The sequence below is a fragment of the Streptomyces sp. CG4 genome (assembly GCF_041080655.1).
Lineage (GTDB): Bacteria > Actinomycetota > Actinomycetes > Streptomycetales > Streptomycetaceae > Streptomyces.
In genome coordinates this window covers 6,704,802-6,723,913 of sequence record NZ_CP163525.1, presented here as the reverse complement: position 1 = coordinate 6,723,913, position 19,112 = coordinate 6,704,802, and the positions used below count along the sequence as shown (strand labels likewise).

Annotated in this window: 19 protein-coding genes; 8 read left to right on the top strand and 11 right to left on the bottom strand. The window is 72.5% G+C overall.

The features are described 5' to 3' along the window. The first annotated feature begins 100 nt into the window (after window positions 1-100). Complete coding sequence (locus tag AB5L52_RS30710) at window positions 101-463, top strand: ATP-binding protein (protein WP_351020988.1); 363 nt, start codon at window positions 101-103, stop codon at window positions 461-463. Here the strand turns inward: AB5L52_RS30710 and AB5L52_RS30705 are convergent. Further along, on the bottom strand, window positions 413-2,476 hold the full coding sequence (locus tag AB5L52_RS30705) for a bifunctional glycosyltransferase 87/phosphatase PAP2 family protein (protein WP_351020779.1): 2,064 nt from the start codon (window positions 2,474-2,476) through the stop codon (window positions 413-415). The genes AB5L52_RS30710 and AB5L52_RS30705 overlap by 51 nt on opposite strands. Before the next feature lie 390 nt (window positions 2,477-2,866). Between AB5L52_RS30705 and AB5L52_RS30700 the strand changes: the two genes are divergently transcribed. The 3 genes from AB5L52_RS30700 to AB5L52_RS30690 all read left to right on the top strand — a co-directional run bounded on the left by AB5L52_RS30700 (window position 2,867) and on the right by AB5L52_RS30690 (window position 6,285). After that, the gene (locus tag AB5L52_RS30700; protein WP_369367251.1) at window positions 2,867-4,252 is read left to right on the top strand and encodes an MFS transporter; all 1,386 of its coding nucleotides are present in this window, start codon (window positions 2,867-2,869) and stop codon (window positions 4,250-4,252) included. A 179-nt stretch (window positions 4,253-4,431) separates the two neighbouring features. Beyond that, a complete protein-coding gene (locus tag AB5L52_RS30695) occupies window positions 4,432-5,568 on the top strand; it encodes a DUF2330 domain-containing protein (RefSeq protein ID WP_369367250.1) in 1,137 nt (378 codons plus the stop codon). A 45-nt stretch (window positions 5,569-5,613) separates the two neighbouring features. Next, window positions 5,614-6,285, top strand: coding sequence for an O-methyltransferase (locus tag AB5L52_RS30690; protein ID WP_351020773.1), 672 nt, complete (start codon window positions 5,614-5,616; stop codon window positions 6,283-6,285). Window positions 6,286-6,306: 21 nt separating this feature from the next. Here AB5L52_RS30690 and AB5L52_RS30685 read toward each other — a convergent pair whose 3' ends face one another. Further along, window positions 6,307-6,699: a hypothetical protein gene (locus AB5L52_RS30685; RefSeq protein ID WP_351565960.1), complete on the bottom strand. Its 393-nt coding sequence runs from the start codon at window positions 6,697-6,699 to the stop codon at window positions 6,307-6,309. A gap of 122 nt (window positions 6,700-6,821) precedes the next feature. On the opposite strand from AB5L52_RS30685, the gene AB5L52_RS30680 reads away from it, so the two are divergent. Next, window positions 6,822-7,238, top strand: a complete 417-nt coding sequence (locus AB5L52_RS30680) for a DUF1992 domain-containing protein (RefSeq protein ID WP_351020769.1) — start codon at window positions 6,822-6,824, stop codon at window positions 7,236-7,238. A gap of 8 nt (window positions 7,239-7,246) precedes the next feature. On the opposite strand, the gene AB5L52_RS30675 is transcribed toward AB5L52_RS30680, so the two are convergent. The 3 genes from AB5L52_RS30675 to AB5L52_RS30665 all read right to left on the bottom strand — a co-directional run bounded on the left by AB5L52_RS30675 (window position 7,247) and on the right by AB5L52_RS30665 (window position 10,582). Next, a complete protein-coding gene (locus AB5L52_RS30675) occupies window positions 7,247-7,663 on the bottom strand; it encodes a nuclear transport factor 2 family protein (RefSeq protein WP_351020767.1) in 417 nt (138 codons plus the stop codon). Between the two features lie 50 nt (window positions 7,664-7,713). Beyond that, window positions 7,714-8,436 carry a YafY family protein gene (locus tag AB5L52_RS30670; RefSeq protein ID WP_351020765.1) on the bottom strand — a complete coding sequence of 241 codons (723 nt, stop codon included), beginning with the start codon at window positions 8,434-8,436 and terminating at the stop codon, window positions 7,714-7,716. Window positions 8,437-8,533: 97 nt separating this feature from the next. Beyond that, window positions 8,534-10,582 carry a DHA2 family efflux MFS transporter permease subunit gene (locus AB5L52_RS30665; RefSeq protein WP_369367249.1) on the bottom strand — a complete coding sequence of 683 codons (2,049 nt, stop codon included), beginning with the start codon at window positions 10,580-10,582 and terminating at the stop codon, window positions 8,534-8,536. Window positions 10,583-10,721: 139 nt separating this feature from the next. On the opposite strand from AB5L52_RS30665, the gene AB5L52_RS30660 reads away from it, so the two are divergent. Further along, window positions 10,722-11,741 carry a peptidoglycan-binding protein gene (locus AB5L52_RS30660; RefSeq protein WP_369367248.1) on the top strand — a complete coding sequence of 340 codons (1,020 nt, stop codon included), beginning with the start codon at window positions 10,722-10,724 and terminating at the stop codon, window positions 11,739-11,741. Window positions 11,742-11,768: 27 nt separating this feature from the next. Here the strand turns inward: AB5L52_RS30660 and AB5L52_RS30655 are convergent, their stop codons facing one another. The 3 genes from AB5L52_RS30655 to AB5L52_RS30645 form a co-directional block, all read right to left on the bottom strand. After that, a complete protein-coding gene (locus tag AB5L52_RS30655; protein ID WP_369367247.1) occupies window positions 11,769-12,437 on the bottom strand; it encodes an HAD-IA family hydrolase in 669 nt (222 codons plus the stop codon). Window positions 12,438-12,659: 222 nt separating this feature from the next. Continuing rightward, entirely contained in the window at window positions 12,660-13,241 is a 582-nt protein-coding gene (locus AB5L52_RS30650; protein ID WP_351020755.1) for a TMEM165/GDT1 family protein, read from the bottom strand. 345 nt (window positions 13,242-13,586) lie between these two features. Then, window positions 13,587-14,201 (bottom strand): VTT domain-containing protein, encoded by a 615-nt coding sequence (locus AB5L52_RS30645; RefSeq protein ID WP_351020753.1) that lies wholly within the window; start codon window positions 14,199-14,201, stop codon window positions 13,587-13,589. Between the two features lie 270 nt (window positions 14,202-14,471). On the opposite strand from AB5L52_RS30645, the gene AB5L52_RS30640 reads away from it, so the two are divergent. Further along, window positions 14,472-14,999 (top strand): superoxide dismutase family protein, encoded by a 528-nt coding sequence (locus tag AB5L52_RS30640; protein WP_351020751.1) that lies wholly within the window; start codon window positions 14,472-14,474, stop codon window positions 14,997-14,999. Between the two features lie 155 nt (window positions 15,000-15,154). Here the strand turns inward: AB5L52_RS30640 and AB5L52_RS30635 are convergent, their stop codons facing one another. The 3 genes from AB5L52_RS30635 to AB5L52_RS30625 all read right to left on the bottom strand — a co-directional run bounded on the left by AB5L52_RS30635 (window position 15,155) and on the right by AB5L52_RS30625 (window position 18,030). Continuing rightward, a complete protein-coding gene (locus tag AB5L52_RS30635) occupies window positions 15,155-15,607 on the bottom strand; it encodes a DoxX family protein (protein WP_351020749.1) in 453 nt (150 codons plus the stop codon). Window positions 15,608-15,714: 107 nt separating this feature from the next. Continuing rightward, window positions 15,715-17,646, bottom strand: a complete 1,932-nt coding sequence (locus AB5L52_RS30630) for an FAD/NAD(P)-binding protein (RefSeq protein WP_369367246.1) — start codon at window positions 17,644-17,646, stop codon at window positions 15,715-15,717. Window positions 17,647-17,760: 114 nt separating this feature from the next. Further along, complete coding sequence (locus AB5L52_RS30625) at window positions 17,761-18,030, bottom strand: DUF2277 domain-containing protein (RefSeq protein WP_351020745.1); 270 nt, start codon at window positions 18,028-18,030, stop codon at window positions 17,761-17,763. 92 nt (window positions 18,031-18,122) lie between these two features. On the opposite strand from AB5L52_RS30625, the gene AB5L52_RS30620 reads away from it, so the two are divergent. Further along, a complete protein-coding gene (locus tag AB5L52_RS30620; protein WP_369367245.1) occupies window positions 18,123-19,022 on the top strand; it encodes a ketopantoate reductase family protein in 900 nt (299 codons plus the stop codon). Window positions 19,023-19,112 lie beyond the last annotated feature (90 nt).

The following is a 19,112-nucleotide window of genomic DNA, read 5'->3' as shown; positions in this document are numbered from 1 at the left end:
CCCTCTCGGACCCGTTGTGTTCGTCCCGTAGCCCAGAGTAGTGATCCGAGGTCAACCTCGTCCTGTGAACCTCAACATTCCCCACACTCCCCAGTACCGCATGAACCTCACCGTGGGCGAGCACTCCGTACGCCACATCCGCCGCATCGTCCGCTCGCTGCTCCACGAATGGCGGCTGACGGAGCTGACGTTCGCCGTGGAGCTGGGTGTCAGCGAGCTGGTCACCAACGTCGTACGGCACGTGCCCGACCGTCGCTGCACCATTCTGATCGCGCGGCAGACCGCGGGCGTACGGGCCGAGGTGACCGATGGTTTCGGTCAACTTCCCGTAACCGGAACGGGTTTGGACCAGGAGTCGGAGAGCGGGCGCGGCCTCCTCCTGCTGGACGCCGTGGTCGACAAGTGGGGCGTGTCACCGGCCGGGGCCGGAAAGTCGGTCTGGTTCGAGTGCGGGGTCGCCTGAGCGCGCCGACACGAGCGTCGGCATCGCTTCCCTTTCCACACGGGCTCGCGGGCCCTGGAACACGTACGACAGCCCGAAGCCCGCGCTCACCACCGCCGCGCCGCCCACCGCGTCCAGTACCCAGTGGTTGCCGGTGGCGACGATGGCCGAGACGGTGAACAGGGGGTGCAGGAGGCCGAGGGCCTTCATCCACCGCTTCGGGGCGATGATCGCGATGACCACTCCGCACCACAGGGCCCAGCCGAAGTGCAGCGACGGCATCGCCGCGTACTGGTTGGTGAGGGCGGTCAGGGTGCCGTAGTCCGGCTTGGAGAAGTCCTGGACGCCGTGCACGGTGTCGATCACGCCGAGGTGGGGCATCAGGCGCGGCGGGGCCAGCGGGAAGAGCCAGAAGCCGATCAGGGCGAGGAAGGTGGCGAAGCCGAGGGAGGCGCGGGCCCAGCGGTAGTCGACGGGGCGGCGCCAGTAGAGGACGGCGAGGACGGTCAGCGGGGCGACGAAGTGGAAGGACTCGTAGTAGAAGTCGAAGAAGCCCCGCAGCCAGTCGACCTTCACCACGGCGTGGTTGATCGCGTGCTCGATGTCGATGTGCAGGAACCGCTCGATGTCCAGCACGATGTGCCCGTGGTGCTCGGCGCGCGCCCGGCCCCCGGAGTTGGTGCCGCCGGTCGCGGCGAGGCGGACCTGCTGGTAGGCGGCGTAGACGACCCGGATGAGCAGCAGTTCCAGCAGCAGGTTCGGGCGGGTCAGGACGCGGCGGAGGAAGGGCAGGAGCGGGACGCGCCGGAAGCGGGACGGGACGGTCGTCGCGTACTGCGTGGGGATCGGGGTCCGGTAGGAGGGGGACGTCCGGGACAGGAAGGGGACGGCCGTGGCGGCGGCGAGCGCGGCGAGCAGGACGAGGTTGTCGCGCAACGGGTACATCACCGGCGTGTTCGGCAGCATCATCTTCGCCGGGAGCGTGGTGACGAGGACGACGGCGACCGGCCAGACGTAGCGGTCGGAGGCCCGCTTGCCGACCCGGCCGACGGTCGCGAGCAGCACCCACAGCAGCTGGTGCTGCCAGGCCGTGGGGGACACGGCGATGGCGGCGCAGCCGGTGATGGCGACGGCGAGCAGCAGCTGGCCGTCGTGGGCGTAGTGGACGGCGCGGCGCAGGGCGAGGGCCGCGACGGCGGCGGCGAGCAGGAGGAAGAGGGCGATCTCCGGGGAGCCGGTGAGGCCCAGGCGGAGCAGGGCGCCGTGCAGCGACTGGTTGCCGAGGGCGTCGGCCTTGCCGCCGAGGCCCGTCCCGGCCATGTGGTGCACCCAGTACGCGTACGAGTCGTGCGGCAGTGCCGCCCAGGCGAGCGCGGTGCAGGCGGCGAAGGTGCCGGCCGTGGCGGCCGTGGCCCGGCGGCGACCGGTGAACCAGAGCAACGGGGCGAAGAGCAGCACGGTCGGCTGCAGAGCCGCCGCCAGGCCTATGCACAGGCCGCTCCCGCGTTCTCCGCGCACGGTGAAGCAGCCGAGCAGGACGAGCAGGACCGGGATGATGCTGGTCTGGCCGAGCCACAGGGCGTTGCGGACCGGCAGCGACAGCATGAGCAGGCTGACGGCGACCGGCGCGGCCAGCAGGGAGGTGCGGCGGCCGATCGGCTGGGGCAGCGCGCGGGCGGCGATCAGGCCGAGGGCGACGACCAGCAGCAGGGTGCCGAAGGTCCAGCCCCAGCCGAGGGCGGCCTGCGCGGAGCGGGTGAGGGGCTTGAGGACGAGGCCCCCGAAGGGGGTGCCGGTGAAGCGGGTCGAGTCGTAGATCGAGCCGTTCACATGGAGGACGCCGTGGGGTCCCACCCAGGTCTCCAGGTCGGTCAGCCGCTCGCCGCTCGGCGTACTGAGGACGACGGCCAGCTGCCGTACGGCGAGGATCGCGGCCACCGCCCACAGGCCCAGCCGGGCGACGCGCAGCCGGGCCTCGGCCGTGGCGCTTGGGAAGGTGTCCGCCGGTCTCCCGCTGTGCTCCACGTTCGCCACGCCTCGCCGGCCTCCCGCCCCGTTTGTCCCGGCGCTGTTCACGCCGGGTTCTTCCGCGAACCCTATGAGGCTCGCCCACCCCTGGGAGAAGGGACGCAGGAAACCCCCGCTTCACCTGAGGTCCGTCCTCCTTTTGTCCGGAAGACGATAGTCGGCGGCCTGTGTGGTTCCTTGCCCGGGGCGCGAGAAGGATCACAGCACGGGGCCGGCTTGGCGTGTGCCGAGCGGGCAGACGTACCTGCGTATGCGCTGTTTGGCTGCGCTGTGCAGTCGAGTGTGCGCATTCCGTAAGTGGGCAAAGGCCCCCTATGGTCGGTTTCGGCCCGTTTCCCGGCAGCGCTGCCGTACGGACCGCGCCCTGTCCCCGTCGAAAGGTAGGCGAGCCCCGTTTTGGCGACCGCCACAGCCGTCTCCCCGCTTCCGAAGACCCCGCGTGCCGCACAGGCCCGCGGCGACGTCACCGTCACCGACCCCGCACTGGTCAAGCGCGCCGTGAAGGCGGCCGCGCTCGGCAACGCGATGGAGTGGTTCGACTTCGGTGTCTACAGCTACATCGCGGTCACCCTGGGCAAGGTCTTCTTCCCGACCGGCAACCCGACCGCGCAGCTGCTGTCGACCTTCGGCGCCTTCGCGGCGGCCTTCCTGGTCCGGCCGCTCGGTGGCATGGTCTTCGGTCCGCTGGGCGACCGCGTGGGCCGCCAGAAGGTGCTCGCCCTCACGATGATCATGATGGCGGCGGGCACGTTCGCGATCGGCCTGATCCCGTCGTACGCGTCGATCGGTGTGGGCGCGCCGCTGCTGCTGCTCGCCGCGCGGCTGGTGCAGGGCTTCTCGACCGGTGGTGAGTACGCGGGCGCGTCGACCTTCATCGCCGAGTACGCCCCGGACAAGAAGCGCGGGTTCTTCGGCAGCTGGCTGGAGTTCGGCACGCTGGCGGGCTACATCGGCGGTGCGGGTCTGGTCACCCTGATGACCGCGCTGCTGTCCTCGCACGATCTGGTGTCGTGGGGCTGGCGGATCCCGTTCCTGATCGCGGGCCCGATGGGCATCATCGGTCTCTATCTGCGGATGCGGCTTGAGGAGACCCCGGCGTTCGCCGCCGAGCTGGAGAAGGCGGAGGCGTCCCGGCCGAAGGCGGGGCTGCGCGAGATGGTGGCGGGCCAGTGGCGGGCGCTGCTGCTGTGCATGGCCCTGGTGCTGGTCTTCAACGTCACCGACTACATGCTGCTGTCGTACATGCCGAGCTATCTGACCAGTGAGCTGAAGTACGACGAGACGCATGGCCTGCTGGTCGTGCTGGGCGTGATGGTGCTGATGATGGTCGTGCAGCCGTTCGCGGGCGCGCTGACGGACCGGATCGGCCGGCGCCCGGTGATCGCGGCGGGCTGCGCGGGCTTCCTGTTCCTGTCGATTCCCGCGCTGCTGCTGATCCGGCAGGGCAGCCTGCTCGCCGTCGCGCTGGGCATGGGCGCGCTGGGTCTGCTGCTGGTGTGTTTCACGGCGGCGATGCCGGCCGCGCTGCCCGCGCTCTTCCCGACGCGGGTGCGTTACGGCTCGCTGTCCATCGGCTTCAACGTCTCCGTGTCCCTGTTCGGCGGGACGACTCCGCTGGTCGTGACCGCGCTGATCGGGGCGACGGGGAACATGATGATGCCCGCGTACTACATGATGGCGGCGGCTGTCGTGGGCGGGTTCGCCGTGTGGCGGATGTCGGAGTCCGCGGGGCTGCCGTTGCCGGGTTCGGCGCCGTCGGTGGAGGGCCGCCGAGCGCCGTAGGGGCGGCTGTGTTCGGGCGGGTGCGGGCCCGTCTTGGCTGTTCGCGCCCACGCGGCGGTAGCCGCATGTCGGATACAGCCCCGCGCCCCTAGGGGGTTGCGATCGCCGCCCGCCGGGAACGCGGCCTGGGCCGCACGCGCACCGGAACCGCCGGCCAGGGCCGTACCGTCTGTAGGCCTGTGAAAAACGCCCGCGCCCGCATACTCACCCTGGTCCTCAGCCTCCTCGGGGTCCAGCTGACCTGGCTCATCGCCCCCGCCTACGCCTGCGGGTGCGGAGCGATGGTGCCGGACCCGGCGGCACGGATTTCCGTCAGCGACGAGCAGTCCGTGCTGCGCTGGGACGGCCGGCAGGAGCAGATCGTGATGCGGCTGACGGTGCACGGCGACGCGCGACACGCCGCCTGGATCATGCCCGTCCCGCACCGCGCCACCGTCACCCTCGGCGACCCCGCGCTCTTCGACCAGCTGGCCGAGGCCGTCCAGCCCGTCCGCCGCACCCGGTATCACTTCTGGCCGAAGAACGGCGACTGGCCCTTCGACGACCACAACATGTCCGCCAAGGCCCCCGCACCGGGCGCCGGCGCCGCCGTCGGCGTGGTCGGCCGCCAGCGGCTCGGCCCCTTCGACGTGGCTCGGCTGACCGCCACCGACCCGGCCGCCCTCGGCGACTGGCTGCACACCCACGGCTTCGTCCTGCCCGCCCGCCTGAAGACGGCCCTGCAGCCGTACGTCGACCGGCACTGGGAGTACGTGGCCGTCCGCCTCGCCCCGGAGGCCGACGGCAGCGGCAGCACCGGCGGCGCCGCGCTGCACGGTGCGCTGGACCCCCTCCACCTCACCTTCGCCGCCGACGGCCCGGTGTACCCGATGCGGCTGTCCCGCCTGGCGAGCACCCCGCAGTCGCTCGCCCTGTACGTCCTCGCCGCGCACCGCATGGCGACGCGCACGACGATCGGCGGCCTCCAGCCCAGCGTGCACTTCGCGGGCCGCGTCCACCCGCACGACGGCACCCTCGGCAAGCTGGCCGCCGGCACGCCGTATCTGACCGCGCTCACCCAGGAGTTCCCCGAGCCGGCCCTCATCTCCGGCGACCACGAACTGGTCCGGGCCGCCACCGACACCCCGGTCCAGCAGGTGATCTACGAAGACCGGCTGCGCGAGGTCGGCGGGTTCCCGGCCTGGCTGCTCACGGTGGGCGGTGCGCCGGCACTGGCCGGTGCCGTGATCGTCGTACGGCGACGGCGGCGGCCGGTGATCCCGCCGCCGCCCGTGCAGCCTCCGCCCCCCATCGCCCCGTCGGCGCCCGTCGACTGAGACGATGTGGGTGGGAAGGGCAGACACTTCGCGAAAGGCAGGGTCATGAGCGACTCCCGGCTCTGGGACGACGTCGACGACTACTTCATCAACCAACTCGCTCCGGACGACGAGGCGCTGCAGGCGGCCCAGCGGGAGAACGACGCCGCCGGACTGCCGCAGATCGCCGTCACGGCGGCACAGGGCAAGTTCCTCCAGCTGCTCGCCCAGGTGCAGGGCGCGCGGCACATCCTGGAGATCGGCACACTCGGCGGCTACAGCACGATCTGGCTGGCCCGCGCCCTGCCCGAGGACGGCAGACTGGTGTCGCTGGAGTACGACGCCCGGCACGCCGAGGTGGCGACCCGGAACATCGCCCGGGCGGGCCTGGACCGGATCGCGGAGGTGCGGGTGGGCCCGGCCCTGGAGTCGCTGCCCAAGCTCGCCGACGAGAACCCGGCCCCGTTCGACCTGGTGTTCATCGACGCCGACAAGGCGAACAACCCGCACTACGTGGAGTGGGCGCTGCGGCTCACCCGTGCCGGCAGCGTGATCGTCCTGGACAACGTGGTGCGCGACGGCCGGGTCGCCGACCCGGGCTGCACCGAGCCCGACGTCGTGGGCACGCGTGCCGCGATCGAGCTGATCGCCTCCCATCCGCGGCTGACCGGCACGGCGATCCAGACGGTCGGCAGCAAGGGCTACGACGGCTTCGCGCTGGCCCGCGTGCTCGGGTGATCCAGGGCCACCGGCCTGACGTCAAACCTCGTGGTAGAAGCCGACGTTGACGCTGCGCGGCGCGGTGCGGTCCTGGACGACGATCTCGCCGGACCCGCCGTGCGGCAGCCGTACGGTCGCGCCGTAGCCGAGGGGCTGCGCGTACTCCCCGACGATCAGCCGTACTTCGGAGGACGGCTCGGACTGGGAACCGCGCAGCCAGGTCAACTGCCAGCCGCCGTCCGGGCCGCACAGGAACTCCAGGTGCACACGGGAGACGAACAGCCAGTCGTCCGGGGTGACCAGCCGGCACGTGGCCGCGTCCCGGCCGACCCGGAGCACGGCGCCCGGCTCGCTCGGCGCGTCGGCCATCGCCATCCCGGCCGTGGCACCCGCGTCCGCCCCGGAGACGGTGGCCATGGTGAGTTCGAGCACGTGCGTTCCCCCTGTGGCGTTCCACGTCGGACGTTCTGCGACGTCCTTGCACGGCGGCCGGATTGGCTGCCGCCGCCGCATGATAAAACGCCCGGCCGGGCGCCGTCCGGCACAATGGAGTCATGACCGAGCGAAAGCCACCGGGGGTGCCCTTCGACTCCTGGGTCGACCGGCAGATCCGTGACGCGCAGGGGCGCGGTGCGTTCGAGCGGCTGCCGGGGACGGGCGAGCCGCTGCCCGCCGAGGTCGACTGCACCTACGACGAACTGTGGTGGATCAAAAGGAAGTTGGCGCGCGAGGGCCTGTCCGTCCTGCCGCCCGCCCTCGCCCTGCGCAAGGAGGCCGAGGACGCGCTGCAGGCGGCGTACGCGGCGCCCTCGGAGCGGATCGCGCGGAAGATCATCGAGGATGTCAACGTCAAGATCAAGGACATGATGTTCAAGCCGCCGCCCGGCCCCCCGCTGGGCAGGAAGCCGTACGACGTCGAGGAGGTCGTGCGCGAGTGGCGGCAGCGCAGGGCCGCCGCCACCGCGGAATGACAGGTCGGTCAGTCGGCGAAACGGCGCAGGCCGGTCACCGACCGGACGGCCGCGATCCGTCCGTCCACGACCTCCAGCACATCGATCCCGCTCTGCTGCGTGCCGTCCTGACGGGTCACGTACCAGCAGCAGGCGGTGCGGCCGAGGCCGGTGTCCGTCAGCGGCGTGCCGTCCACGGAGAACACCAGTCCGGGCTTCTCGGCACGGAAGTCGGAGATCAGGCCGACGATCCCGGCGGGGCCGCGCACCTCGTCGGTGGCGGCCCCCCGCTCCGGCTCATTGGCGAAACGGATACGGAAGCCGGGCGCGAGGAAGGCCTCCGGGTCGCTGAAGTCGCCGTTCCAGAGCGCGGTCCAGCGGTCGCAGAGGGCGAGGGCGGTGGCGGGGGTGAGGGGGTTGGCCGTGGCGTGCTGAGTCGTTGTCATGGGCACCAGCCTGGGCCCGGTCCGCGACACCGCCCTGTCGGTGATTGCCGTCACATCACCGTGGCCGCATCGAGGGGTACGACGTCGGAGCCGAGGGTGTCGAGGGCGGCGAGGTCGACCTCGCGCCGCGGAGCCCGCTCGTCCAGGGCCGTCGCCGCGCGGACGCGGTCCAGCCGGAACCCGCGCGGCGCGTCCCGCAGCCGGCACCAGGCGGCCAGATACCAGTGGCCGGCTCCGCCGAGGAAGCCGAGCGGCTCCACGTCCCGCGCGGTGACCCGGCCCGCCGCGTCGGCGTAGTCGAGCCGCAGTACCCGGCCGGCGGTCAGCGCCTCCCGGAGCGCCACGGGCACCACGGGTCCGGCGGGCGGCGCCGGGCGGGCCGCCGGGACGAGCAGCCGTACCCGTCCGGTCAGCTCGGCCGCCGCCCCGCGCTCCCGTTCCGGCATCACGGCCAGCACCTTGTGCAGCGCGCTGCGCGCGTCCGCCGCGAACGGCGTCCCGGCCAGAGCCTCAAGCCCGACGGCGAGGGCGGTCGCCTCGGCCGGAGTGATGGCCAGCGGCGGCAGCGTCCGCCCCCGGTCCAGCACGTATCCACCGCTGCGCCCCGGCTCGGCGTGGATCGGCACCCCGGACTGCTGCAGCGCCGCCAGGTCCCGCTCGATCGTGCGGACGCTCACCTCGAAGCGCCGGGCGAGCGCGCGGGCACTGCGGGGGCGGGGAGCGGCGGCGCGCAACTCCTCGACGAGGGCGTAGAGACGATCGGTGCGGTTCACAGCGGACAAGTCTGCGCAACGCATGCGGCCGACGCAGCTGCGACCCCCCTGAGGGGCGCGGGGCCGTATCGACATGCCCGCACCCGGCGAACGGCCGTCACCCCGCCGGCGCCTGCCGCTGCACGGCCCCGTCGCGCGGGCGCTCCCCTTCCGTGCCGCACAGCTCCCCGGTCAGCTCCTGCACCAGTTGGGTCAGGTCGGTGCAGCGGCCGGGCTGCCACCAGTCGCCGAGGAGTTCGGCGAGGGACTCCTCGCGGGCCCGGGCGAGCCGGTCGGCGACCTCGCGGCCGGAGTCGGTCAAGTACAGGTCCAGGCCCCGTCGTTCGGCGAGGTGGCGTTCCTCGACCTGGCGGGCGGCGGCGAGGACGACGTCGAGCGGGACGGGGCTGCGCTCGGCGAGCACGGCCGGCTCGACGGAGCCGTACTTGCGGATGCGCAGCAGCACCCAGCTGGCGGCGGGCAGCAGATCGTACCCGGCCCGTTCGGTGATCTTCCGGTAGATCTCGCGGCGGCCCTCGCGGGTGCCCAGCAGGGACAGGGCCCGGGAGCACTCGTCGTAGGAGGACCGCTGGACCGGGTTGGGCGGGATGGTCTCGGAGGCGTCCGGCGCGGTGACCGAGCCGCGCAGCCGGTCCTCCTTCAGGAACCAGGCCAGCAGGAAGCCGAGGAGGGCGACCGGGGCGGCGTAGAGGAAGACGTCGGTGATGGCGGACGCGTAGGCGTGCAGGGCCGCGGGGCGCAGGGCGGGCGGCAGCGCCGCTATGCCGCGCGGGTCGGACTTCAGGGCGTTCGCGGAGGCGCCCGGAGGCAGGCTCACCCCTTTGAAGGCGGCGGCGAGCTTGTCGCCGAGGCGGCTCGCGAAGACCGTGCCGAAGATCGCCACGCCGAAGGAGGCGCCGATGGAGCGGAAGAAGGTCGCGCCGGAGGTGGCGACGCCCAGGTCCTCGTACGACACCGCGTTCTGCACGATGAGTATCAGGACCTGCATGACCAGGCCGAGCCCGAGGCCGAACACGAAGAAGTAGACACTCATCCGGGCCGTCGAGCTGTGCTCGTCGAGCCGGTGCAGCAGGAGCAGGCCGAAGGCGGTGACGGCGGTGCCGGTGACCGGGAAGACCTTCCAGCGGCCGGTGCGGCTGACGATCTGCCCGGAGGCCGTGGACGACAGCAGCAGCCCGAACACCATCGGCAGCATGTGCACCCCGGACATGGTCGGTGAGACACCGTGCACGACCTGCAGGAAGGTCGGCAGATAGGTCATCGCGCCGAACATGGCGAAGCCGACGATGAAGCTGATCACGGCGGCGAGGGTGAAGGTGCGGATGCCGAACAGCTGCGGCGGCAGGACGGGTTCGGCGGCCCGCCGCTCGACGGCCACGAACGCCACCGCGAGCAGCACGCCCAGCACGGCCAGCCCGATGATCTGCGGGGAACCCCAGGCCCAGGTCGTACCGCCGAGGGAGGCGACCAGGACCAGACAGGTCGCGACGGCGGCGATCAGGAAGGTGCCGAGGTAGTCGATGACGTGGTGGGCGCTGCGGCGCGGGATCCGCAGGGCAGTGGCGATCACGGCGAGCGCGACCACACCGACCGGCAGATTGACGTAGAACACCCAGCGCCAGCTCAGCTGCTCGGTGAACACCCCGCCGAGCAGCGGCCCGAGCACACTGGTCGCCCCGAACACGGCCCCGAACAGCCCCTGGTAGCGCCCGCGTTCACGCGGCGGCACGATGTCGCCGACGATCGCCATGGACAGCACGATCAGCCCGCCGCCGCCCAGCCCCTGCAGCGCCCGGAACCCGATCAGCTCGCCCATGTTCTGCGCCATGCCGCACAGCGCGGAACCGATGAGAAAGATCACGATCGCGGTCTGGAACAGCCGTTTCCGGCCGTACTGGTCGCCGAGCTTGCCCCACAGCGGGGTCGCGGCGGTCGAGGCCAGCAGATAGGCGGTGACCACCCAGGACAGATGCTCAAGACCGCCGAGGTCGCTGACGATGGTCGGCAGGGCGGTCGACACGATCGTCTGGTCGAGCGCGGCGAGCAGCAGCCCGAGGAGCAGGGCGCCGATCGAGACGAACACACCGCCGGAGACTTGCTCGGCGGCCTGCGCCTGCTTGTCCGTGCCGTGCGTGTCCAGGGTCATGGAGGCCTCCCGGGGCTCGGGTGCACCTTCCATCGTGGTCGGTGTCCCCGTTTATGGCCTGTTGAGTCCGGCGTTTCCGGGGGCGGATGCGGAGAAGGTGCGCATAGTCTCGGAAGTTCCTGAGGGGAGGGACGAACAGGTGAGTGATTCCGGAGGCCATACCTGCCCGGAGTGCGGCGCGCCGAGAGGACCGGACCGCAGCCCGTCCTGCGACTGCACCGAACGCGCCGCCGAGGCGCTGCGCGAGACCCGTACGGCCGAGGCGGCAGCGGCGGAGGACTTCGATCCCCTGCGGATACGACCGTATGTGGAGGTCGTCGAGGCCCACGCGGTCGAGCGGGCGGAGGTTCGGCCGGTACCGCCCGTGACGGGAGGGTCACCCGACGCGAGGACACGCTCGACACCGGCCGCCGAGACCACGCTGCCGCTGCGGCCGGTGCCGGGGGCGAGCGCGGCCGACCTGCGGATGTTCGAGGACGGCGGCACGGACGGCCCTGACGGGGCGAACGGACCCGGCCCCGCCGTCGTGTCCGGCGGTGCGGCAGAGCCCCCGGGCGGCGGGACGCCCCGCCGCCGAACCCGTCGCGCCGTCCTGCTGTCGGTCGCCGGCGCCGGCATGGCGGTCGTGGCGGCCGCCGGGTTCGCGAGCGGTGTGTTCTCGTACCGCACGCCGGCCCGGGACCCGGCGGCCCAGGAGGTCAGGGAGAGCGTCCCGGACGTCAGCGCACCGGCCCCGACGTCACCGACGGCGTCGCCGCCCTCTCCCACCGTGTCCCGCGCGCCGGTACCGCCGTCGCGCTTCACGCCGACGCCCCGTCCGAGTCCCCCGTCCACGACGCCGACGCCGACGCCGGCTTCACCGACCCCGACCGCGTCCGCCGCCACGTCCCACCCGGCGTCCCCCACTCCGGCCACGACAGTCTCCGCCCTCGTCGCCCCGGTACTCCAACGCGGCGACCGCGGCCCGGAGGTGGCCGAACTCCAGTACCGGCTGTGGCAGTTGGGCCTCTACGACGACCGGATCGACGGCGTGTACACCCGCCCGGTGGAGGACGCGGTACGCACCTACCAACTGGCCCGCGACATCCAGGACGACACCCTGGGCGTGTACGGACGGGCGACGCGGGAGAGCCTGGAGGCGGAGACGGAGAAGCCGTGACCGCCGGCAGACCCCCGCATCGGGACGTCAGCCGATGTGCAGCCGAATCGTCCCGTCTTCCATCGCCTCGACCCGCACCTGCGTGAGGTCGGACACGGTCACGTCGGGACCATGGCTCCCGGCACGAGGACCGACCCCCACCACGGCCATCCCCGCGGCGCGCCCGGCCGCGATACCGGCCCCGGAGTCCTCGAAGACCACGCAGTCGGCCGGGTCCACCCCCAGCTCGGCCGCGCCCTTCAGGAAGCCCTCGGGATCGGGCTTGCTCGCGCCGACCGACTCGGCGGTGATCCGCACGTCCGGCAGCGGGAGCCCGGCGGCGTTCATCCGGGCGGTGGACAGCGCGACGTCGGCGGAGGTGACCAGCGCGTGCGGCAGACCGCGCAGTGCGGCGAGGAAGGCGCTCGCGCCGGGGATCTCGACCACGCCGTCGGTGTCGGAGGTCTCCTCGGCGAGCATGCGGGCGTTGTCGGCGAGGTTCTGCTCGACGGGCCGGTCGGGCAGCAGTACGGCCATGGAGGCGTGGCCCTGCCGGCCGTGCACGACCTTCATCACCTCGTCGCCGTCCAGCCCGTGCTGCTCGGCCCAGTGGCGCCAGATGCGCTCGACGACGGCGTCCGAGTTGACGAGCGTGCCGTCCATGTCGAGCAGGAGCGCGCGGGCGGTGAGGACGGTGGGCGTGGTGGTGGCCGTCATCGGCAGCTCCAGGAACGACGGGAACGAGAAGACCTCAGGCCGGGAACGAGAAGAACCCAGGCCGGGGGAACAAGGCGGCCCCGCCCGCCGGTCAGGGAAAACGGGCGGGAGCCACTTTGTTTCTCCACGGTACAAAACCCGGGCGGATCCCGCCACCATCTCCCCCAAGGATTCACCGACCGTTCAGCCCGCCCGGCCTCGGCCCGCCTCGGCCCCGCGCGCTCAGCCCGCCACCGCCCCGTACAGGCTCCACACCCCGAGGCCGAGCATCAGCAGCGCCGCGACCTGCGTGATCAGCCGCAGCGGCACCCTCTTCATCAGGGCCTTTCCGCCGACGATGCCGAGTCCGGCGACGGCCCACAGGCCGAGCACCGCGCCGAGGCCGACGGAGACGGGGTCGTTGTAGCGGGCGGCGAGGTTGGCGGTCATGATCTGGGTGAGATCGCCGAACTCGGCGACGAGGATGAGCATGAAGCCCGTACCGGCGACCCTCCAGAAGGACTGGTCGGCGGGCTTCTTGATGTCCTCCTCGTCCTCGTCCTTCTTCATCAGGAGCACGGCCGCGCCGCCGAGGAAGAGGACGCCGGTGAGCGCGGAGACGATCTGGTGCGGCAGCAGGTTCAGCACGCTGCCGGCCGCGACGGCCAGCACGACGTGCAGGAGGAAGGCGGCGGCGACACCCGCGAAGACGTAGCTCGCGCGGTAACGGGTGCCGAGGACGAGACCGGCGAGCGCGGTCTTGTCCGGCAGTTCGGCGAGGAAGATGACGCCGAAGACGAGCGCCGTCACGGTGATGCTGATCAAGGTTCCTCAATCGGTCGGGGCTGCCCCGCCGAGAGTGCGGTACGTCACGCGATGACACCTCGGCACGGCAGCACACTCGGCGTCCCTGTCGCGGGACATGGACGTGCACTGCTTGCCGAAGGTCTCGCTGGCGGGCCTCGATGAGATGCGGCGGTCCGCCTCCGGGCGCCGGCTCAGGCTGGCTGAGCAGTATGTCGACGGTCCGGCGAAGAGCTACTCCCCTTCTGCGCTCCCCATCGTAAGGGACGTGAAGGTTTAGTCGGCAACCTTGTCATGGACAACTCCCGAGTGTCTCCGCCGGCCCGGCGAGCCACCGGCGGACGGAACCGCCCGCGACCGCCGCCCTCAGGAAGCCGGGCGGCGCCGCACCAGATATCCCGCCACCGCGCCCGCGCCGAACAGCGCGCCCAGGGAGACGGCCGTGGCGAGCCAGGTCGCGCCGAGCCACTGGGCGCCGTAGTACCCGAGGGCGACGCTGTAGGCGGCCCAGGAGAGGCCGGCCAGGGCGGACCAGGGGACGAAGTCGCGGGCGCGGCGGTGGGCGGCGCCCGCGCAGAAGGAGACGACCGAGCGGCCGGCGGGGGCGAAGCGGGCCAAGACGACCAGCGCGCCGCCGCCCCGCGCCAGGGCATCGCCGAGACGTTCCTGCGCGCTGGTCAGCCGCCGGGAGCGGGCTATCGCCCGGTCCAGCCGGGCACCGCCCCGCCAGGCCAGCCGGTAGGCCACGAGATCGCCGAGGACCGAGGCGGTCGCCGCGGAGAGGACCAGCGCCAGCAGATCCGGCACGGCGGGCCCGCCCCGGCCGGCCGCCGCTCCCGACCCCGCCGCCGCTGCCGTACCCGCCATGATGACCAGCACGCCGCTCGGCAGCACCGGCACGAACACGTCGAGCAGGACGGACACGGCCACCGCGGCATAGATCCACGGTCCGGTGGCCAGCGACCCCAGACTCTCCAACACGACGACTCCCGTTGCTCCCCCGTTGACAGCCATACAGCGTACGCGGGGGGTGTGACAGACGGGCTTCGGGGGGCTCATGGGACTGATGGCACGCACTGGACTCATGACACCCATGTCACTTATGGGGCATTACAGAGCGTTTTCACCCGAGCAGCCCATCGTGACCGGCGGAGCCGTCCCGCGTCCCGTAGCAAGGGAGAGAGGCCGTGCATTCACATAAGGCCGATATCCCAACAAAACGGCGCATAAGCGCAGAAGGTGGTGCACATCATGGTCGCAGCCGTATACGCGGGCGCTCTTGCCGCAGCCCTGTTCGCGACCGGGAGCGCGAGCACTCCCGGCGTCTCACTGGAGACCGTCGGCAAGTTCGCCCCACCGGCCGCATCCGCGAAGTCGACGGCGGTGACATACAACCAGAGCCTGATCCCGGCGGGCGCCCGGATCCGGGTCCGGCAGCAGATCCAGCGGAACGGCGTCACCACCGTCCAGCTGCGGGTCACCGGCGTCAAGGCCGGCCACTCCTTCGGGGTCCACGTCCACCAGAAGGCCTGCGGCGCCGACCCCGCCGCCGCCGGCTCGCACTACCAGAACAAGGTCGGCATGGACACCGCCCACGTGAACGCCAAGAACGAGGTCTGGCTGGACTTCAAGGCCGACGCCCACGGCCAGGGCACGGCCACCGCCCAGCACACCTGGGCCTTCCGGAAGGGCGAGGCCGCCTCGGTGGTGATCCACAGTGAACCCGGCACCAAGGGCGCCCGGGTGGCCTGCCTCACCGTGCCGTTCGGCAAGAAGTAGTAGGCGGACCGCGAGAGCCCACGGCCGGGCCGCGCGGCAGGACGCGCCGGCGGGAGCGGGCCGAACGCAGGACGGCGCCCTTCCCCTCGTGACGGGGGAAGGGCGCCGCACCCATCAGGCCGCTGCGCGTCAGGCCGTCATCGGGCCGGTGTGCGTCAGGCCGCTATCGGGGCCCGCTCGGCGGCCGCGTCGTCCGTGGCGGTGCGGCGGACGACGAGGCGGTCGAGACCGAAGGCGCCGGAGCCGGTGAAGACCAGCAGGAAGAACGCCCAGCAGAACAGGACCGACAGCTCGCCGCCGTTCTGGATGGGCCAGAGCGCGGCCTGCTGGTGGACGTCGAAGTAGGCGTACGCCATCGAGCCCGAGGCGATCAGCGCGGCCCCGCGGGTGCCGAGGCCGAGGAGCACCAGGGCGCCGGCGACCAGCTGGATCACGGCCGCGTACCAGCCGGGCCAGGTGCCGGTGGGGATTGTGCCGCCCTGGGTGCCGGCGGCGCCGCCGAGGACGCCGAAGAGGGACGCGGCGCCGTGCACGGCGAAGAGCAGGCCTACGACGATGCGGAAGAGCCCGAGGACATAGGGCTGAGCGGAGTTGAGACGTGCGGTCATGAGGGGGTTCTCCTCTTCGGTGGCGGTCGGGCCGGCCGGGGACGTGTGGTGTGCGTGGCCGGTCGTGGGGGCGGCGGTACCGAACGAGGGACCCAGGTTAGGGCTCCCTAATCAGTGCTTGCAAGTTCAACATTTGGCCATGCTTCCGCTTCCGCTTGCGGCTCCGCCTCGGCGGCGGCCGTCCGCAGGACGGCCCGCGCGACCGCGTCGGCGTCCGACAGCGTGACCGAGTCCACCCCCGGCCGGGCCCCGGCCGCCGTCACCCAGTGCACGCCCTCCGTGGGCACACCGAAGGCGAATCTCCTTGCGTGCACGGCTCCTTGACGATCGATCAGGTGGTACGGGCGGCGCGTCACGTCCAGCCCGCCGGTTTCGTAGCCGTCCACCGTGTGCGGCCGGCAGCCGCCGTCCGCGAGCAGCCCGGCGAGCAACGCGTCGGCCGTGTACCGCAGATCCGGTTCCGGAAGGCGCGCCTCTATGAGAGTCGTCACACGGACACCGGAGCCCGGCACATCCGGCGAGGACGCCAGCCAGGCCTCCCGCATCGGCCGCACCTCCAGACGCGGGCCGAGCACCTCCACCACGCCCGCCTCCAGCAGAGCCACCAGTTCCTCGATCCGGCGCCGGGGCGGGCCGATGGACAGAAAGGCGTTCAGCGGCGTGTACCAGTGGTCCAGATGTGCCCGCCGGGAGATGCCGCTCAGCCCGCCGTGGTCGACCACCAGCCGTATCTCGTTGCGCAGGTCCCGCAGCACGTCGAGGGCCGCCTTGAGCGGGCCGCGCACATTGCCCAGCGCGGCCTGCGCGGCGTCCTCGCGCAGATACCCCAGCAGCCACGCCCGCCACTCCCCCGGATCCGCGAACTCCCGCTCCCCGTACGGCCGCGACACCCGCTCCCAGCACCACCGCTCCGCCGACCCGACCCCGAACTCGTCCAGCAGCAGCGCCTCTTGGGGATCGCCGTGGGGCAGGGCGAGAAAGCGCTCGGTGAAGGCGGAGCGCCCGGCACAGCCGGTGCGGCCCGTATCGCCCGCGCTCTCGATCAGCGCGCGGTAGTAGACCGTCTCCACCTCCTTCGCGACCAACGGCCATATCTCCGCGAGGAAGTCGGGCGCCTCGCCGGAGTCGGCGCGCTTGCGGAAGCCCGCGATCACCTCCGGGGTGAGCAGCAGCGGGGCGTGCCGGCCGTAGGGGCCCTTGGCGTTGTCGCCGCGCGCCTGGTACGGCACCCCGCGCCGGGAGCCGGCGTACAGGCGCGGTTCCCGCCCGGAGGGCAGATAGCGCAGGGTGCCGCCCGGCCCGTCCCGGACGAAGCGGCCGTCCCGGCCGCTGGTGAGGAGCGCCAGGTGGTCGAAGAAGTTCAGCCCGAGGCCGCGCAGCAGCACGGCCTCGCCCGGCCGTACGGCGCCGAGCTCGACGTCGGCCGGATTGGCGGGCGGGACGTGGGTGAGGCCGTGCCGGGCGGCGTACGCGGCGCTGCGCCGGTGCTCCTCGCCCTCGGCGGTGGGCAGATGGCCCTGGGCCAGCACGACCGCGGCCGGCCCGGACAGCACCCGGCCGTCGTCGAGGGTGAGCACCTGCCGGCCGTCGGCGGCGTCGTCCAGCCGTACGGCACGGGTCCGGTGGATCTCGACGCGTATCGCCTCCGGCGCCTCGCGGAGGGTGCGGGCGAAGACCCACTCCAGATAGCGGCCGAAGTGCGCGCGGGTCGGATAGTCGTCCGGGCCCACCTCGCCGGCCGCCCACTCGTGCAGACTCGGTCCGGGGCGGACCGGGCCCGCGCAGTCCACGCTGTCGTCGGTGAACAGCGTCACCTGGCTCGCCACCGTGTTCATCAGTAGCTCGGCCGGCTGCGTGGTCCGCCAGACCCGCCCCGGGCCGGGCGCCGCCGGGTCGATCACATGGACCGTCAGCCGGACACCGGGCGGGAGCAGCTCCGGCGCGGAGGCGCAGATGCGTTCCAGCACGCTGGTTCCGCGCGGCCCGGCCCCGACCAGGGCGACGGAGACCGTGGGGGATTCCTGGCTCGGTGCAGACAAAGGAGGGACTCCCGGGCAGTTGGGGCGGGATGGCGTGCGCCGGCGTGAGCCATAAGCGGACGGCGCGCTTCATCATGCCCTGTGCGCCCCAACCCTCCATGTCCCTAATCCGAGTTATCCGTCATGCCGGATTGCGGAAGGTGACACTTCGCGCGACTGGACACCGCGCACCGACTGGCCCCGCACCTCCAACCCGCCGAGAAGCTCGGCCGTGGCCTCGGCCACGGCGGCCACCGCGCGGTCGAAGGCCTCGCGGTTGTGCGCGGCGGGCGCCCGGAATCCCGAGACCTTCCGCACGTACTGCAGGGCGGCGGCGTGGATGTCGTCGTCCGTGGCCTCGCCGGGCAGCACGGGCGGACGCAGTGTCTTGATGCTCCGGCACATGCCCCCAGTCTCACGCACACCGCGCCCGGTGCGAAGATCACGTCGAAGGCGGCCACCGAACCCCGGGGCCGACCGACGAAGGGAACAGCCTCATGGCGACCAAGAACACCGTGGCCATCCTCGGCCCCGGCGGCACCGGCGGCCTCCTCGCCGCCCTGCTCTCCCGCTCCGGCCACCGCGTCATCTGCCTGGCCCGGGAAGAGACGGCCGACACCCTGCGCAGCACCGGCATCCAGGTCCGCAGCCGCCAGTTCGGCGACTTCACGGCCCCCGTCGAGGCCGACACGGAACTGCGCGAACCGGTGGACGCCTGCCTCGTCGCCGTCAAGCACACCGCCCTGGACGCCGCCCTCACCCGCGTCCCGCCCGCCGCCCTCGGCGACACCCTCGTCGTACCGCTGCTGAACGGCGTCGAGCACCCCGCGGCCCTGCGCGACCGCTACCGCCCCGACCGGGTGGCGCCCGCCGTGATCCGCGTGGAGTCCACCCGCCTCGCCCCGGGCGTGATCGAGCACGGCAGCCCGTTCGCGGAGATGGACCTCGCCGGCGACACCGTCCCCCGCCCCCGCCTCGATCAGCTGGCGGCGCTCCTCACGTCCGCCGGCGTGACGGCCCGGGTGCTGGAGGACGAGACGGCGGCGCTGTGGGCCAAGATGGCATTCCTCGCCCCCTTCGCCCTGCTCACCACCCGGTACGGCCTCCCCCTCGGCGAGGTCCGCACCCGGCACCGTGCGGAACTGGAGTCCCTGGTCGCCGAGACCGCCGCCGTCAGCCGCGCCTGCGGCGCCCCCGCCGACCCGGCCCAGGCGCTGGCCCGGTACGACGCCTTCCCGCCCGGGAGCAAGTCCTCCATGCAGCGCGACGCCGAGGCGGGCCGCCCGCTCGAACTCGACGCCATCGGCGGGGCGCTGCTGCGCGCGGCCGCCCGGCACGGCGTAGCGGTACCGGTGACGGCCCGCCTGATGGACGAACTGCGCGCCACCGGCCACTGAGGACGCCCGTCGGCCCAGTGGTTCAACCGCCACTGGGCCGACGGCGAGCAACACGAACGCGTTCGACCACCCGTTTGGCTGAACCTCCCG